Source organism: Escherichia sp. MOD1-EC6162 (assembly GCF_002965125.1).
Lineage (GTDB): Bacteria > Pseudomonadota > Gammaproteobacteria > Enterobacterales > Enterobacteriaceae > Escherichia > Escherichia marmotae.
This window is the reverse complement of record NZ_PTSB01000004.1, coordinates 156,966-173,208: the sequence shown is the minus strand read 5'-3', so window position 1 is coordinate 173,208 and position 16,243 is coordinate 156,966. Positions and strand designations below refer to the sequence as shown.

The window sequence follows — 16,243 nt, the reverse complement described above, 5'->3', positions numbered from 1 at the left end:
GGTTTGCCGTCTTCACCTTGCCGCCGTTCGTCAGTTCGTCACGGTTCGCTTCACACCATCCCTGAACGCCTTTTGAAAGGGTTTCGATACTGGTTTTAAGGGGCGCAATCTGTGAGGCGTATTTCTCCGTAATCTCAGCGATAGCGTCATTCATTTCTGTTTCAAGTCGTGCCGCTTCGCGTTGCAGGTCACCAATCCGGCGGATATCACATACCACGGCATCGCGGGATTGCGGAACATAAGCCGCTGCGGCGTTCTTGATTCGTTTTGCTGGTTTAGCCATATAAATAAAGCTCCTGTTAATTAATATTCGCTGTATACAATGCTGGATACAGCACGATTGCTTAATTCCATCTTTTGGGCTATCACATGAATAGCCAGCCCGTCTTTATAAAGTTCTCGACACAAATATTTGTCGTGCTCACTGATTCGATATGCACACAACGATATTCCGTGCCTTCTGGCGTGTGCCCGTAGGGCGGTTGTGGCAACGTTCAGTTTTTTCGCCATTTCCTCGACGGTCATTTTCCCGACACTGGCTTCGATAAATTCCCGGTCTTCGCGTGACCAGCGTTTACGCTTACACATCATTCCGGTCACCACTCAGTACAACATGGGGTCGCGCAGTGATGCCGGAATATGCCGTAGCGATAACTGAACCGCTTTCAGGGCAAGGGAAGAATACGTCCCCTGCGTCCAGCCTTTCGCCATTTGCCGGTAATCGCGCCAGATGTTCTGCCACTGCTCCCGTGCGTCCGGGTCTGACGCGCTGATGTATTCGCGGTCCATGACGTATTCCCATAAATCCTCGTTAAACGCACCGCCAAACGTGATGGCATTAGAGATGTTTTCACCACAATAACGCGCACAAATGCTGTAATGGTCAAATGTAATCAGATAAGTAGTTTCACCATGCTCATAAACTTTGCGGGTGAAAATAAACTCGCGTAATTCTCCTGGATTGTTATTACGCATTTTAATTCGAATTAATGCCTGAATTTCGTTTCTGATTTTGGCGTTCATTGTCAGCGTTCCTTTCAGTGACGTGTTCCTTCAACTGTCGCTTCTGTGACACTGCCACCCGAAATGACGCCATCATTTTTCAGTATTTCAATGGCCTCATGGGCTGATTCGCGAACGATATCCCGTCTTTTTTCCAGAACCAGTAACGCTATCGCACCAGCAAGCGTGTACTCATCACCATCCAGTTCTGCGCTGTGGTCCACGTTAACATTGGTGCGTAAATGCTGCCCTTTAACTTCAGATGTCACATTTTTGATTTCGATAATGACTTTTGCCATTTTGTTATTCCTCACAAATAAATAAGCCGTTATTAACGCCAGATAATCTGGCAACCATTAAGGCGTGCCGTCCATACTGAACGGGCAACCCCTGATTTATGCTCCATAATCCTGACAGCATTCCTGACAAGCTCCGGTGGTGGGCAGGTGATTTCAAGCACCGGGCGGGCTACGCCCAGCCAGGATTCGTTGACGTGGCTGCCGCGCTCTTGTAACCAGCTCTTTACTTCCGTTGCCATTTTGATATTCCGTGACATCATGATTTCGCTCTCCTTACGTGCGCAGCAGGGTTGAAATATCAACGTCCAGGTCTAATTCACGGAAAGCCTGACGCAGATAATCTTCATTAACACGTTCACCTTTACCGTGGGCGGTCATGGCAGCAAGGCGCAGCGAGTGGTTCAGGATGCGAAGCGCACCTGGCTTTTGTGCAATCTGCTGTAATAATTCCCGCTCGTTTTCGCCGGTAATTTGCCAGGCATCCGCAATGGCTTTTACATCATCAATTTTGGTTTTATTAATTGCCGTCCGCTTTGCAATACGGGAAAACAGGCGGGCAAATTCAACCGTTCTGTTACCACCGGTCATGTTTGAATAAACACGGTGATTCCCCATCAGAACAAGACCAATACGGGCGGATTCCTGTAACAGGCGGAGTTCTTCCAGAACCTCAGCGCCAAGATGATCAGCTTCGTCGATAATGACCAGCCCCTGCGTACCTTCAAGGCGGCGTCGCAAAGCGCGGGAGAGTGGCCCCTTACGGCGCGGTGCGTCATTCATTCCCAGTTCATAAGCCAGTTCAGTCAGGCATTCCAGAACACTGGCACAGGATGGGGTAATGGTGATCATCCAGACATTGTTATTGGTGCGCCGAAATTCGCGGGCCGCTTCAGTTTTTCCCACACCTGGATTACCGCAGATAACAGAAATACTTTCAGTCAGACTGGCAAAACGCATACTCGTCCAGATTTGGCGTGCTGTTCTGGTTTCCACAAAACGCGGGGGTTCTGGCAGCTCTGCGGCGCGGTGATAGTTCTCCAGCCAGCGTTCCAGCGTCTGCGCGACACGGTCATTGTCGCCGTTGTACTTGTTATTCACGAATGCGCTTAACGTTCCTGCGGCCACGCCGGACTCGCGGGCAATTTGTGCATAAGTTGTTTTTTCACTTTCTACAAGCGTGCGCAGTCCTGCGCGAATATCGGAAATATTCATCTGAATAACCTCGTAATTAAATTTTGTTTAAACGTTAATTAAATGGCTTTTTTACGTCTGTTCTGTTCCAGAATATCCAGCGAATGATTCAGATATTCATCACGATCAGTTTCATATTCCTCATCGGGTTCCTGGTATTTCACCTGCACCGTGTTACCGGAAGGCCGGAAAATACCAACAACTCTTGATTCTGGTGCTGCCGGTTCGGCTATCTGCGGCAGCAGTTCAGCAACTTCCAGCGCGTCCATTTGTTTCTGCGCCTTAATGGCTGCTTTAGTTGCAGATTTCAGTTGTTTCTGGCGGCGGCGATATTCACGGCCTGCCGCAGCATCATTAAACGCAACAGGTGCCAGACATTCCGCTTCACAGATAAATCGACCGTCCAGGGTGTAGCAATAAACCGTGCTGTGTAGCTGCTGCGGATCAAATCTGACCACAACTTTTTTCACACCGGCATTCATTAACGCCATGTTGTAATAAACGTTTTTCGCGCCTTTAAGGGAGCCGCCAACTTTAAGCGTAAACTCGCCTTTGCGTGAAACGTTCACCGCCTCGGCAGGCAGTAACAGCATCCGTTTTTGCTCTTCGGTAGGCTTACGCACAATCGTTCTGGCGTATTCACGCTCGAAAACATCATCAAACGAGAGTTTACCCCTGCACATTTCTGTTTCACGGCCTGTTCTGGCATTAAACATCGCAACACCTTCAGCAAGGGTTTTCAGAAACAGCTCTGCATCAACAGCGCGGTCGCCATAGTTATCAGGTTTTGCCTGCGGATTAGGCCCCGTATATGCGCCAGCCAGTGCCGGATGCTTATCAACGTATTCCTCAAGCCCACCAACACCGAAAGCACGTTCAACAGGTTTTGCCTGGCCCCAGCCTTTACCCGCAACAACGCTTGTCCAGTGCATTTTCGCACCCATCAGTAAAAACAGTCCTTTTGGATCGTCCTCTTTTACCTTAAAGCGGTAGCGATTGGGCGCGCCTCCCGTCAGCCATTTATTCGCAGCACCACGGGTGTTATCAATGGTGATGTGAAAATCCTCCGGGATACCGTAGCGAGTCACAACATCCATGAACGAGAGGCGAATTGAATCAATGTTCTCGCTCACATCGCAGCGCCAGCCCAGAATTTTTCGGGTTTTCACATCCTGCCAGAACCATGTTTTCGGGCGGATCACATCACCGTTAAACCAGCGTACAAAGACGTTATGCAGATAACCGTCGCCGTTGATCCACTGCATGGCGTCCAGGTGTTCCACAGTTCGTTGTTGTGCCGGTATCAGATGCATCAGTGCATGTTCACCTTCACGGCAGGCAACAACCATTGCCTCGTCCAGTTGCTGAATCCGGCGAAAGGCCGTGGCACGGGAGGGAATACTCCAGCCATGCTCGCGGGCTGCCAGTTCCAGACGCTCATAACATTTGCGGAAGGCGGGTTTTTCCGGTCGCAGAAAATCTGCAATCAGAAACTGCCAGGCATCCTCGTCAAATTCACTTTTGTGAACATTGCGACGGGATGCACCACGTCCATCAACAAGTGCAGCCGCCCAGTCAGGCTTCGCAAACTTCTGTACCTGGTAATACTTGTCCCGCAAAGTGGATGCGCTGACCTGGTAATGCCCTGCAACGGTCGCAAAAGCCGTTTTCGTTGAAATCCCCTGGTTCAGCATTTCGTCTGCAGCCTGAACCGCAGGCAACCATTTTTCAGCAAGTCTGCGCTGAGAATCGCTGGCTTTATCCCATTTGCTCCACAGCACCTCACGATCATAATCATGGGCTTCCAGCGTGGGGCGGGCGATTTCAAAATACCCCTGGCTTGTTTCTATTTGCTCAGATTTTAATAACAACTCAGCACGTGCTGCCGCTGGCAGAACTGATATATGAAATTCCAAAGCCTTTGAACCCGTACGCTTGCGACGTAGTTCTGGATGATTGGCTGCAAGCTTTTCAAGATTGCGGCGAATACTCACCTCATGTTTAGGAAAGCATGACATTCCTACGCATTCTTGCGCTGTTACCCAATGGGTTAACATGATGTTTTCTCCATATACCGAGAAGGCCAAATCTGGGCTGGTTCCATATCCAAATATCTAGCAATGATTGCTTCGTATCGTGGTATATGGCAGCGAAATACGTTACGCATAGTGTCAGGCTTTAAGCCTGCCTCTCTGGATAATTGAGATAGTGTCTTCCCCTTCATACGAACAGCAGCCTTTATCTGCTCTGCGTGCCAGTCTTGGTTTTTTGCTGACATTCTGCGATCCTTACTTTCTTAACGTTTTCGGTAACTGATACCGGCTACCGCTATCGGGAAAAACGATAGCGCAGAAAAATGCGCATTTCAAGAGTTGTGCGCATTTTTATTTTAACCAATGCAAATCAAAGCATTCTGTAAAATTCTTTATATAACAGAGGGATTGAGCATGACAGGTGAAAAAGAAAGCAAAAATGCAGAGCGCATTTTTATGCCATCTGAAATAATGCGTTTCAAGGAACGCCTTGAAGAGGCAATGAATGGAGAATCAAGCCGGGCGTTTGCAGCTAAGTGCGGACTCTCTGATGGGGTTATCAGAAACTACCTGTCTGGCAAGACATACCCGTCTTTAGATCGATTAGCACAAATAGCCTACGCAACAGGGCGTCCAATAGAGTGGTTTATCCAAAGTCAGAGCATGCCAATGGTTGAGCATAAAAATACTCAAGAGAATAAAAATTCTCAACCTGACCGCAGCACATTGAAAACTAAACTGATCGCAATTGTCGAATTGTTAGAGGACAAGGAACTGCATTCTGCGATTGAGTTGTTCAGAAAGAAAGGATTTGAAGCTCTTATGCCTGAGATTTTTTCTTCCGATGATTCTATCCAGGCTAATTTGCAAGGTATTTCGCAGCAAACCTTACAAACAGCCAAAATGCTTGAATCATTACCAACAGATACTCGTAAAGAGATTTTGTCAAAGTATGGTATTTATGAACAGGAAGGTCTTGTAGCTCCTTCACAAGAACCACAAGATGTAAAAAAAGCCGTATAACAACCATGAACCAGCTAAAACATACTTCACCTCACATAATCACACATGTAACATACCTAAACGGCATGAGCTGATTTGTGATATGAGTCATTTGGTTACAGCCTGGTTGTTATCGGTTTTGAACGTTTTTTGAAGCTGTTATTGAAATGATTTGCAGTGTTTTTGTTTTTCGTATTTTCAATGAAACAAAAGCAATTTTTTACTATCTTTCGCGTTTCATTGATTAACGACTAAAATTTGCGCTACAGGCTTGCAAGCCCCACCAAATCTAATCCCATCAGATCCCGAATAATCCAATGTCCTCCCGGTTTTTTTCGTACTTCAAGTGAATCAATACATTCGACCACATATTTGCCATCGTCGAAGAGTTTGGTCTGCGACTTCATCAGTCACCAACCAGCAATGATATTCGCTCCCTGGCAGAAGCATTTAAGCAGTAATTAAAAAACCGCTCTCATCGAATGGATGAGAGCGGCTTCAAATTGTTGACATCATTTTGTCGGATGCGGCGTGAACGCCTTATCCGACCTACACTATTATTTCGCTTTCCGGCGCAGTGTTTTAAACGCCACAAACAGGAACACAATCCACACCGGCAGCAAAATTGCCGACAAGCGCATATCATCCATCGTGCACATCAACAGCAAAATCATGCCGAGGAAGGCAATGCAAAGATAGTTGCCAAACGGATAGAGCAGCGCCTTAAACTGTGTTTCACGCCCCTGACGTCGCATCGCTGCACGAAAACGCAGATGCGCCAGGCAGATCATAATCCAGTTCAACAGCAAGGTTGCCACCACCAGTGCCATCAGCAAACCAAACGCTTTTTGCGGCAACAGATAGTTGATCAACACCACCAGTGAGGTGATCGCCCCGGAAAGCATCAGCGAGTTGATCGGCACGCCGCGACGGCTAACACGGGTAAGGAACTTCGGTGCGTTACCCTGGACGGAAAGGCCAAACAGCATCCGGCTGTTAGAGTAAACCCCGCTGTTATACACTGACAGCGATGCCACCAGAATGACGAAGTTCAGCGCAGAAGCCACCACGTTGCTGTCGAGGTTATGGAAAATCATCACAAACGGGCTACTGTTAGATTTCACTTCCACCCACGGGTAGAGCGCCAGTAATACCACCAGCGAACCGATATAAAACAGCAAGATACGATAAACCACCTGATTTACCGCCTTCGGGATGCTTTTTTCCGGATCGCGCGCTTCAGCGGCAGTGATCCCAATCAGCTCCAGGCCGCCGAAGGAGAACATGATCACCGCCAGCGACAAAATCAGCCCGTTCCAGCCAGTGGCAAAGAAACCACCAAAGCGCCAGAGGTTATCGATACTGGCTTTCTCGCCGCCGTGACCAGAAAACAGCAGCCACAGACCAAAACCGATCATGCCGATAATCGCCAGCACTTTAATCAGCGCAAACCAGAACTCGGTTTCGCCATACAAGCGCACGTTCACCAGGTTAACGGCGTTGATGATAATAAAGAAGGCGGCGGCCCAGACCCACGTAGGAACATCCGGGAACCAGTACTGCATATAGATGCCCGCAGCGGTCAGCTCTGCCATTCCCACCAGCACGAACATTACCCAATAGTTCCAGCCGGAAAGGAAGCCTGCAAACGGTCCCCAGTATTTATAAGCAAAGTGGGCAAACGAACCGGAAACCGGCTCCTCAACCACCATCTCGCCAAGCTGGCGCATAATCAGGAAAGCGATGATCCCGGCGACGCCGTAGCCCAGCAACACGGCCGGCCCCGCCATCTGAATCGCCGGGCCAATGCCAAGAAACAGACCAGTACCAATTGCACCGCCCAGCGCAATCAGTTGAATATGACGGTTATGTAATCCCCGATGAAGCGTCGGCTCTTGATTCGACGCGGTATCTTCCGATACGGTTGACGCGTTTTTCACGCCTTTCCCCTGTGTGTCTTTTTTAATGAGGGGCATCTTTTAACATTTAGTGCTGGTCGTCGCAAGACACAATCCACACAGTTAAACCGGGTATCCTTTATCTTATGCAAATTGCCGACAAAAAGTACTCTGTTATTGCCAAATAAGGTGTTAACGCCTTATTTGGCCTACAGAAACGTGCAAATTCAATAAATTATAATTCACGCTGTAGGCCTGATAAGGCATAGCGCATCAGGCAATTTTGCCTAAACCCGATGACGGTGCAGCCACATCAACTTATACGCCGCCGGGATAATAAACAGCGACAGCAACGGTGCGGTGATCATACCGCCAATCATCGGCGCAGCGATGCGACTCATCACTTCGGAACCCGCCCCTGTTCCCCACAGAATCGGCAGCAGACCAGCGATAATCACCGCCACCGTCATCGCTTTCGGGCGCACGCGCAGTACCGCGCCGTGATACAACGCCTCATCCAGCTTCTGTTCACTAAAGGTTTGCGGATTATCCAGCGACGGCTCTGCCTCTATGGCGTGACGTAAATACATCAACATCACCACACCAAACTCGGCAGCGACTCCGGCGAGAGCGATAAAACCGGTGCCCGTTGCCACGGAAAGATGAAAGCCCATCCACCACAGGAACCAGATACCACCCACCAGCGCAAACGGTACACTGCTGATAATCAACAACGCTTCGCCTACGCGACGGAACGCCAGATATAACAGCACGAAAATGATCATCAACGTCATCGGCACCATGAGTTTCAGCTTATGGTTCGCGCGCTCCAGTAACTCGAACTGCCCGGAGAACGCCACACTAGTGCCCGGTTTCAACTGCACTTTCTCGGCAATCGCTTTTTGCAGATCGTGAACCACCGACACCATGTCACGGTCGCGAGCGTCGATATAAATCCAGCTCGTCGGTCGCGCATTCTCGGTTTTCAGCATTGACGGTCCGCCAGAGACTTTGACGTCAGCAACGTCAGCAAGGGTGATTTGCTGTTTCATCGGCGTCAGAATCGGTAGCTGTCGCAGCGCCTGCGGGCTGTCGCGCCAGCTTTGTGGATAACGCAGATTAATCGGGTAACGAGCAATCCCTTCCACCGTTTCGCCAACCATCGCTCCGCCCACTGCGGATGTCACAAACAACTGCACATCCGCCACCGTCATACCGTAACGCGCGGCTTTTTCGCGGTTAATCTCAACGTTGATATAGCGCCCACCTTCCAGGCGTTCGGCAAGCGCAGAAGCCACGCCTGGCACCGTTCGCGCCACTTCTTCGATTTGTTCCGCCATCGCGTCGATATCCGCCAGCACGTTGCCGGAAACCTTAATCCCGATGGGACTTTTAATACCGGTCGAGAGCATATCGATACGGTTACGGATTGGCGGCACCCACAGATTTGCCAGCCCCGGCAGCCGCACTGTGTTATCCAGCTCTTCGATGATTTTGTCCATCGTCATACCTGGCCGCCACTGATCCTGCGGCTTAAGTTGAATGGTCGTTTCTACCATCTCCAGCGGAGCAGAATCAGTTGCCGTTTCCGCTTTCCCGGTCTTGCCAAATACCCGCGCCACTTCCGGCACGCTCATGATCAGCTTGTCAGTTTTTTGCAGCATACTCGCCGCTTCCGCCGCGGAAATCCCCGGTAGCGTCGAAGGCATATACAGCAAGTCCCCTTCATTGATCTGCGGTAAAAATTCGCCGCCAACTTTATTGAGCGGCCAGATTACCGTCAGCACCGAAAGCGCCGCCACCAGCAGTGTGGTTTTTGGCCAGTGCAATACTTTCAGCAACAGCGGATGGTAAATCCGAATCAAAAAGCGGTTGAGCGGATTACTACTTTCTGGCGGAATTTTGCCACGGATCCAGTAACCCATCAGGATCGGGATCACCACGATTGCCAGCAGCGCAGCCCCCGCCATCGCATAGGTTTTAGTGAACGCCAGTGGACCAAACAAACGCCCTTCCTGTCCTTCAAGGGTGAAGATCGGGATAAACGACAACGTAATAATCAGCAAGCTGATAAACAGCGCTGGCCCTACTTCAACAGAAGCATCGGTGATCACCTGCCAGCGTGTTTTATTATCCAGCGGGGCGTCAGGATGCTGATGCTGCCACTCTTCCAGCCGTTTATGGGCATTCTCGATCATGACGATAGCGGCATCGACCATCGCCCCGACGGCAATCGCAATACCGCCCAGCGACATAATATTGGCGTTCAGCCCCTGAAAGTGCATGACAATAAAAGCAATACACAACCCCAGCGGCAACGAAATAATCGCCACCAGCGCCGAGCGCACATGCCAGAGGAACAGCGCACAGACTACCGCCACCACAATAAACTCTTCCAGCAGCTTGCCGCTGAGATTGTCGATAGCGCGGTCAATAAGCTGGCTGCGATCGTATGTTGTAACTATCTCCACGCCTTCCGGCAGGCTGCTTTTCAGCGCTTCCAGTTTGTCCTTCACGGCGGCAATAACTTCACGGGCGTTTTTGCCGGAGCGCAGGATAACGACCCCACCCGCCACTTCGCCTTCGCCGTTCAGCTCCGCAATACCCCGGCGCATTTCCGGCCCAACCTGAACCTTCGCTACATCACGCAGATAAACGGGAACACCATTTTCACTGGCTTTTAAAACGATGTGATTAAAGTCGTCGAGCGTTTGCAGATAGCCACTGGCACGTACCATATACTCTGCTTCCGCCAGTTCAATCGACGAACCGCCTGCTTCCTGGTTTGAGGCATCCAGCGCACTTTTCACTTCTGCGAGACTGATGCCATATTGCGCCAGGCGCTGAGGATCGATAACTACCTGATACTCTTTTACCACACCGCCCACCGATGCCACTTCCGCAACATTGGGGATGGTTTTTAGCTCATATTTAAGAAACCAGTCCTGCAATGAGCGTAAATCAGCCAGATCGTGCTTCCCGCTGCGATCCACCAGCGCGTATTCATAAATCCAGCCAACGCCCGTGGCATCTGGCCCCAACTCGGCACTGACACCCGCAGGCAGCTTACCCTGCACCTGGTTGAGGTACTCCAGCACCCGCGAGCGCGCCCAGTACGGATCGGTGCCATCTTCGAAAATGACATACACATAAGAGTCGCCAAACTGCGAGAAACCGCGCACTGTCTTCGCGCCCGGCACCGACAGCATGGTAGTGGTTAGCGGATAAGTGACCTGATTTTCAACGATTTGTGGTGCCTGACCGGGGTAACTGGTTTTAATAATCACCTGCACATCGGAGAGATCCGGCAGTGCATCCACTGGCGTGTTAATAATGGTCCAGGTGCCCCAGATACTCAGAAACAATGCGCCCATCAGCACCAGAAAACGGTTCGCCACCGAGCGACGAATAATCCATTCAATCATTGGTTATTCCCTCAATGCGCATGGGTAGCACTTTCAGAGCGCATCCGCTCCAGCGCACCAGAAATATTGGCTTCGGAATCAATCAGAAACAGCCCGCTGGAAACCACCTTTTCACCTTCCGCCAGACCAGAGCGTAGCGCGGTGATACCTTGTGATGCCTGGAAAACGGAAACGCGTTTCGGAACAAAACGCCCGTCGGCATCAACGGTAATCACCCGCTGTTCGCTGCCGGTGTCGATCAGCGCCTGTGACGGAATCAGCAGCATCGGTTCGCTGGCGGTATTGAGTTGCAACCAGGCGTTCATTCCCGGTTTTAGCGCCTCTTCGGCGTTGTCGACTTCCAGACGCAGTTGCAGCGTGCGGGTCGCGGCATCCACGCCGGGTAGCAGCGTCCATTTGCGAATGGTGAGCGTTTTATCGGGTCGCGCCGGAACGGTGAGCGTAAACTGCGAGGCATCTTTCACCAGCCAGGCGATGGACTCCGGGATCGCGGCAGTGACCCACACCGGGTTCATACCCTGAATTTTCGCTACCACGTTATCTTTGGCGATATTCATTCCCGCGCGCAGATCAAACGCGGTGATCACGCCATCAATGGGCGCTTTGAGCGTAAAGCGAGTCTGGATTTTTTGCGTGGCGATCAAGCGGCGAATATCGGCCTCCGGCATTCCCGCCAGTCGCAGCCGCTCAAGAATGCCTTCGATCTGGGTCGCCGTACCGCCGGTTTCACGTAGCAGTAAATACTCACTCTGCGCTTCCACCCAGTCGGGAATAGTCAGCTCGAGAAGCGGCGCGCCCTTTTTCACTTTATCACCCACGGTAAGCGGATAAACCTTGTCGATAAACCCGGCGGCGCGGGCCTGCACAATAGCAAACTGATACTCGTTGTAACTGACGTTTGCCGGGAAACTCTGGGCAAACGTCAACGACCCGCGCGTGACGGTGGCCGTTTTCACCCCCAGATTCTGCGTCTGGGTCGGGTCAATACGCACACCAGACGCAGAATTCTCTTCATCGGCATATTTCGGCACCAGATCCATATCCATAAACGGCGATTTACCCGGTTTATCGAACCGCGTATTGGGATACATCGGGTCATACCAGAATAAAATTTTACGTTCTGCGGTTGGTGTTTTTTCTGCTGGCTGTTCCGCCTGGGAAAACCAGGTAAAACCTGCCGCGGAAATAATACCGCCCGCGATCATGCTGCCGATAATAAGCGCGATTTTTTTCATTTCATTAAACCTGGGTTACTGGCTGATTTTAATATCCTGTAATAAAGAAAGGTTGCCCTGCTGGACAAAATTAAACGCCACTTTGTCACCGGTTTTAATTTCGCTCATTTTCGTCTGCGGGGTGATGGTAAAACGCATGGTCATCTCCGGCCAGTTCACGGCAGCAATCGGATCGTGATGGATGGTGATTTTTTTGCTTTCCAGATCAACACCTTTTACCACACCGGTGGCGCTAATTACCTGCGGTTGTGCTTCGCTCATCGTTTCATGATGATGTTCGTTAGCCTGCGCATTAAAGCCAATAACGGTAAACAGACTGAACATTGCGACTTGCAGTGTCTTTTTCATTTTATATCTCCTGGAGTTAAAAAATTATTGCTGCCAACCGCCACCCAGAGCGGTATATAAGGAAACTTCGTTAACCTGACGGGCATAATTCAGGTCGAGTAAGGTTTGTCGGGTAGCAAATAAAGAACGTTCGGCATCCAGCACTTCCAGATAACTTACCGCGCCGTGCTGATATAACGTCCGCGCCCGTTGCAGGGTAATTTGCAACGACGCCAGATAACGCTGCTGAGCGCTGATTTGATCATTCAGGCTTTGGCGTAACGCCAGCGCATCGGCCACTTCTTTAAAGGCGTTCTGGATTTTCTGTTCATAATTCACCACCGACTGCTGCTGGCGAATTTCAGCGATATCCAGATTGGCCTGGTTACGTCCGGCATTAAAAATGGGGATCTCAATTTTGGGGATAAAATTCCACATCCCGCTGCTGGCGTTAAATAATGACGACAGATCGCTGCTGGCGGTTGATATTCCGCTGGTCAGGCTTATAGACGGAAAAAATGCCGCGCGTGCAGCGCCAATATTGGCATTGGCTGCCATTAATGCATGTTCGGCTTCCATAATATCCGGGCGTTGCAATAAGATTTGCGATGACAAACCCGCCGGTAATTTAACGCTTTGCAAGCTGTCGCTGTTTGCTGCCTGCGCTTGCGGCAGCTTGCCGTAGCGTCCCAATAACAGTTGCAACGCATTATTCGCCTGCGCCAGTTCCCCCTGACGTTTAGCAATATCGCTACGGGTACTTTCAATCACCCCACGAGCCTGTTCCAGCGCCAGAACATTGCTGCTACCGGTTAACAGTTGTTTTTCGACAAACGCATATGACTGTTGATAATTACGCAGCGTTTCTTCGGCTATTTGCAATTGCGCATAAGCCAGTTGCTGGTTGTAATAGCTTTGCGCGACATTCGAAACCAGCAGAATATGCACCGCGCGCCGGGCTTCCTCAGTAGCTAAATAATTTTGTCGCTCGGCTTCGCTCATGTTCTTTAAGCGACCGAAAAAATCGAGGTCAAAACTGGCGTTAAGGCCAGTCGAGAACTCCCGTGTCGTGGCGGTATTGCCTTTAAGATTACCGCTCCAGTTGCCGCTACCCTCGCCGTTGAGTTGCGGGTAGCGATCGGCATCGGTCAGTCGATATTGCGCCCGCGCCTCCTGCACTTTTAGCGCCGCCATACGCAAATCCCGGTTATTCGCCAGCGCCTCGCTAATCAGCGTCTTCACCTGATTATCAACAAAAAAGGTGCGCCAGCCCGCACTCTGGTAATTATCGACCGGGTTGATCAGGCTATTCTGACTTAACGAAAACTGCTGCGGCACGGGCATTGCCGGGCGCTGATAATCCGGTGCCAGTGAGCAACCACTTAGCGCGAGGGCCACACAAAGTGTCAGGAGTTTACAATGAGACATAGGCGCATAATTTCTGGTGATTTTATGCCGCCAACTTTACCCGCCAGGCTCTGATTTTCCGGTGACAGGAAAATGACAAAATTGTCATTTTGCCAATAAGCGATTGCCATCTGATCGCGCTCCTCTAGAATTGGCCGGGCAGTATGCGGAGGAAACATGAAACTGTTGATTGTCGAAGATGAAAAGAAAACCGGCGAATATCTGACCAAAGGGTTAACCGAAGCCGGTTTTGTGGTCGATTTGGCCGATAACGGACTTAACGGCTACCATCTGGCGATGACTGGAGATTACGACCTGATAATCCTCGATATTATGCTGCCAGACGTGAACGGCTGGGATATCGTGCGCATGTTGCGTTCTGCCAACAAAGGGATGCCGATTCTGCTGCTCAGCGCGCTGGGTACGATTGAACATCGCGTCAAGGGGCTGGAGCTGGGAGCGGATGATTATCTGGTGAAGCCATTCGCTTTTGCTGAACTGCTGGCGCGGGTGCGCACCTTACTGCGGCGCGGAGCGGCGGTGATTATCGAAAGCCAGTTTCAGGTTGCCGACCTGATGGTCGATCTTGTCAGCCGCAAAGTCACCCGCAGCGGCACGCGTATCACTTTGACCAGTAAAGAATTTACCCTGCTGGAGTTTTTCCTCCGTCATCAGGGCGAAGTACTGCCCCGCTCGCTTATCGCTTCACAGGTATGGGACATGAATTTTGACAGCGACACCAACGCCATTGATGTGGCGGTGAAGCGACTGCGCGGCAAAATCGACAATGATTTTGAGCCAAAGCTGATTCAAACCGTGCGTGGCGTGGGTTACATGCTTGAGGTGCCGGATGGCCAATAAGCCATTTCAGCGCCCGTTTTCGCTGGCAACCCGCCTGACCTTTTTTATCAGCCTTGCCACCATCGCGGCATTTTTCGCCTTTGCATGGATCATGATCCACTCGGTAAAAGTCCATTTTGCTGAGCAGGATATTAATGATTTAAAAGAGATTAGCACCACCCTTGAACGGGTACTTAATCACCCTGACGAGACACAAGCCCGACGCTTAATGACGCTGGAAGATATCGTCAGTGGTTATTCCAACGTCTTGATTTCCCTGGCAGATAGCCACGGTAAAACGGTATATCACTCCCCAGGCGCGCCGGATATCCGCGAGTTTGCACGCGATGCCATACCCGATAAAGACGCACGTGGTGGTGAGGTGTATCTCCTCTCCGGCCCGACGATTATGATGCCGGGCCACGGTCACGGGCATAGGGAACACAGCAACTGGCGGATGATTAACTTGTCGGTTGGCCCGCTGGTGGACGGCAAACCGGCTTATACGCTCTACATTGCGCTGTCGATCGATTTTCATCTTCATTACATAAATGATTTGATGAATAAACTTGTAATGACTGCATCGATCATCAGCATCCTGATCGTCTTTATCGTGCTGCTGGCGGTACATAAAGGTCACGCGCCGATCCGCAGCGTCAGCCGCCAGATCCAGAATATCACTTCGAAAGATCTCGACGTTCGCCTGGACCCGCAGACCGTGCCGATTGAGCTGGAGCAACTGGTGCTGTCGTTTAATCATATGATTGAACGTATTGAAGATGTCTTTACCCGCCAGTCCAACTTCTCGGCAGATATCGCCCACGAAATTCGCACGCCAATTACGAATCTGGTGACGCAAACGGAAATTGCCCTGAGTCAGTCGCGCAGCCAGAAGGAACTGGAAGATGTGCTCTACTCTAATCTGGAAGAGTTGACGCGAATGGCGAAAATGGTCAGCGATATGCTGTTTCTCGCCCAGGCCGATAACAACCAGCTAATCCCGGAAAAGAAAATGCTCAACCTGGCAGATGAAGTCAGCAAAGTTTTCGATTTTTTCGAGGCGTTAGCGGAAGATCGCGGCGTGGAACTGCGATTTGTTGGCGACAAGTGTCAGGTCGCGGGCGATCCGTTGATGTTGCGTCGGGCGTTAAGCAACCTGCTTTCTAACGCCCTGCGTTATACGCCGCCCGGAGAGGCAATTGTAGTGCGTTGCCAGGCTACCGATCGCCAGGTACAGGTTACCGTCGAAAACCCCGGTACGCCCATTCCGCCCGAACACTTACCGCGATTGTTCGACCGCTTCTACCGCGTTGACCCCTCCCGCCAACGAAAAGGTGAAGGTAGCGGCATTGGCCTGGCGATTGTGAAATCGATTGTTGTCGCGCATAAAGGCACGGTTGCGGTAACGTCAGATGCGCGTGGGACAAGGTTTGTGATCTCATTACCCGCTTAATCATTCAGCAAACAGCAACTTTTATCACCAGTGTAAAAATAACGTGCCGCAATAGTCATACCTATTAATGGTAAAAAGCTGTCACAATTCATAAAAAACCTTAATATACGCCACCCTAAACATAAGCAGCG

Annotated in this window: 16 protein-coding genes and 1 pseudogene; 4 read left to right on the top strand and 13 right to left on the bottom strand. The window is 50.6% G+C overall.

Annotated elements, in window-relative coordinates; genetic code table 11:
• The 8 genes from A9587_RS05575 to A9587_RS05540 form a co-directional block, all read right to left on the bottom strand.
• On the bottom strand, positions 1-283 hold a 283-nt coding region (locus A9587_RS05575; protein ID WP_172955456.1), incomplete at its 3' end, for a host-nuclease inhibitor Gam family protein.
• A gap of 20 nt (positions 284-303) precedes the next feature.
• Positions 304-591: a hypothetical protein gene (locus A9587_RS05570; RefSeq protein ID WP_105266491.1), complete on the bottom strand. Its 288-nt coding sequence runs from the start codon at positions 589-591 to the stop codon at positions 304-306.
• Positions 592-603: 12 nt separating this feature from the next.
• On the bottom strand, positions 604-1,023 hold the full coding sequence (locus tag A9587_RS05565; RefSeq protein WP_105281904.1) for a hypothetical protein: 420 nt from the start codon (positions 1,021-1,023) through the stop codon (positions 604-606).
• A gap of 14 nt (positions 1,024-1,037) precedes the next feature.
• Entirely contained in the window at positions 1,038-1,301 is a 264-nt protein-coding gene (locus A9587_RS05560; RefSeq protein WP_105281903.1) for a hypothetical protein, read from the bottom strand.
• A 32-nt stretch (positions 1,302-1,333) separates the two neighbouring features.
• Positions 1,334-1,561, bottom strand: coding sequence for a hypothetical protein (locus tag A9587_RS05555; protein WP_000987801.1), 228 nt, complete (start codon positions 1,559-1,561; stop codon positions 1,334-1,336).
• Positions 1,562-1,574: 13 nt separating this feature from the next.
• Positions 1,575-2,513: an AAA family ATPase gene (locus tag A9587_RS05550; protein WP_053272314.1), complete on the bottom strand. Its 939-nt coding sequence runs from the start codon at positions 2,511-2,513 to the stop codon at positions 1,575-1,577.
• 38 nt (positions 2,514-2,551) lie between these two features.
• A complete protein-coding gene (locus tag A9587_RS05545; protein WP_089552728.1) occupies positions 2,552-4,549 on the bottom strand; it encodes a transposase domain-containing protein in 1,998 nt (665 codons plus the stop codon).
• A complete protein-coding gene (locus tag A9587_RS05540) occupies positions 4,543-4,770 on the bottom strand; it encodes a helix-turn-helix domain-containing protein (protein WP_001274794.1) in 228 nt (75 codons plus the stop codon). Before A9587_RS05540 ends, A9587_RS05545 begins: the two co-directional genes overlap by 7 nt.
• 169 nt (positions 4,771-4,939) lie before the next feature.
• On the opposite strand from A9587_RS05540, the gene A9587_RS05535 reads away from it, so the two are divergent.
• A complete protein-coding gene (locus tag A9587_RS05535; protein ID WP_236942425.1) occupies positions 4,940-5,548 on the top strand; it encodes a helix-turn-helix domain-containing protein in 609 nt (202 codons plus the stop codon).
• Between the two features lie 338 nt (positions 5,549-5,886).
• Positions 5,887-5,988 (top strand): annotated as a pseudogene (locus tag A9587_RS24975) (hypothetical protein); the annotation flags it as partial.
• A 96-nt stretch (positions 5,989-6,084) separates the two neighbouring features.
• Here the strand turns inward: A9587_RS24975 and pheP are convergent.
• From pheP to cusC, 5 genes are all read right to left on the bottom strand, one after another.
• Positions 6,085-7,467, bottom strand: a complete 1,383-nt coding sequence (gene pheP / locus A9587_RS05525; protein ID WP_000786335.1) for a phenylalanine transporter — start codon at positions 7,465-7,467, stop codon at positions 6,085-6,087.
• Between the two features lie 245 nt (positions 7,468-7,712).
• A complete protein-coding gene (cusA, locus tag A9587_RS05520) occupies positions 7,713-10,850 on the bottom strand; it encodes a Cu(+)/Ag(+) efflux RND transporter permease subunit CusA (RefSeq protein ID WP_000574009.1) in 3,138 nt (1,045 codons plus the stop codon).
• Positions 10,851-10,861: 11 nt separating this feature from the next.
• Complete coding sequence (gene cusB, locus A9587_RS05515; protein ID WP_016248445.1) at positions 10,862-12,085, bottom strand: Cu(+)/Ag(+) efflux RND transporter periplasmic adaptor subunit CusB; 1,224 nt, start codon at positions 12,083-12,085, stop codon at positions 10,862-10,864.
• Between the two features lie 15 nt (positions 12,086-12,100).
• A complete protein-coding gene (cusF, locus tag A9587_RS05510) occupies positions 12,101-12,433 on the bottom strand; it encodes a Cu(+)/Ag(+) efflux RND transporter periplasmic metallochaperone CusF (RefSeq protein ID WP_000753225.1) in 333 nt (110 codons plus the stop codon).
• Between the two features lie 24 nt (positions 12,434-12,457).
• Complete coding sequence (gene cusC / locus A9587_RS05505) at positions 12,458-13,840, bottom strand: Cu(+)/Ag(+) efflux RND transporter outer membrane channel CusC (protein ID WP_001515936.1); 1,383 nt, start codon at positions 13,838-13,840, stop codon at positions 12,458-12,460.
• Positions 13,841-13,996: 156 nt separating this feature from the next.
• On the opposite strand from cusC, the gene cusR reads away from it, so the two are divergent.
• Both cusR and cusS read left to right on the top strand, forming a co-directional pair.
• Positions 13,997-14,680, top strand: coding sequence for a copper response regulator transcription factor CusR (cusR, locus tag A9587_RS05500; protein WP_000770938.1), 684 nt, complete (start codon positions 13,997-13,999; stop codon positions 14,678-14,680).
• On the top strand, positions 14,670-16,112 hold the full coding sequence (gene cusS / locus A9587_RS05495; protein ID WP_038355223.1) for a Cu(+)/Ag(+) sensor histidine kinase CusS: 1,443 nt from the start codon (positions 14,670-14,672) through the stop codon (positions 16,110-16,112). Before cusR ends, cusS begins: the two co-directional genes overlap by 11 nt.
• The last annotated feature ends 131 nt before the right edge of the window (positions 16,113-16,243 follow it).

What these genes read in the sequence shown, in the direction of transcription:
- A9587_RS05545 (WP_089552728.1), bottom strand. Translation starts at nt 4,549, where the DNA reads ATGTTAACCCATTGGGTAACAGCGCAAGAATGCGTAGGAATGTCATGC.
- A9587_RS05550 (WP_053272314.1), bottom strand. Translation starts at nt 2,513, where the DNA reads ATGAATATTTCCGATATTCGCGCAGGACTGCGCACGCTTGTAGAAAGT.
- A9587_RS05570 (WP_105266491.1), bottom strand. Translation starts at nt 591, where the DNA reads ATGATGTGTAAGCGTAAACGCTGGTCACGCGAAGACCGGGAATTTATC.
- A9587_RS05535 (WP_236942425.1), top strand. Translation starts at nt 4,940, where the DNA reads ATGACAGGTGAAAAAGAAAGCAAAAATGCAGAGCGCATTTTTATGCCA.
- cusS (WP_038355223.1), top strand. Translation starts at nt 14,670, where the DNA reads ATGGCCAATAAGCCATTTCAGCGCCCGTTTTCGCTGGCAACCCGCCTG.
- cusA (WP_000574009.1), bottom strand. Translation starts at nt 10,850, where the DNA reads ATGATTGAATGGATTATTCGTCGCTCGGTGGCGAACCGTTTTCTGGTG.
- cusB (WP_016248445.1), bottom strand. Translation starts at nt 12,085, where the DNA reads ATGAAAAAAATCGCGCTTATTATCGGCAGCATGATCGCGGGCGGTATT.
- A9587_RS05555 (WP_000987801.1), bottom strand. Translation starts at nt 1,561, where the DNA reads ATGATGTCACGGAATATCAAAATGGCAACGGAAGTAAAGAGCTGGTTA.
- cusF (WP_000753225.1), bottom strand. Translation starts at nt 12,433, where the DNA reads ATGAAAAAGACACTGCAAGTCGCAATGTTCAGTCTGTTTACCGTTATT.
- A9587_RS05560 (WP_105281903.1), bottom strand. Translation starts at nt 1,301, where the DNA reads ATGGCAAAAGTCATTATCGAAATCAAAAATGTGACATCTGAAGTTAAA.
- cusR (WP_000770938.1), top strand. Translation starts at nt 13,997, where the DNA reads ATGAAACTGTTGATTGTCGAAGATGAAAAGAAAACCGGCGAATATCTG.
- A9587_RS05565 (WP_105281904.1), bottom strand. Translation starts at nt 1,023, where the DNA reads ATGAACGCCAAAATCAGAAACGAAATTCAGGCATTAATTCGAATTAAA.
- cusC (WP_001515936.1), bottom strand. Translation starts at nt 13,840, where the DNA reads ATGTCTCATTGTAAACTCCTGACACTTTGTGTGGCCCTCGCGCTAAGT.
- A9587_RS05540 (WP_001274794.1), bottom strand. Translation starts at nt 4,770, where the DNA reads ATGTCAGCAAAAAACCAAGACTGGCACGCAGAGCAGATAAAGGCTGCT.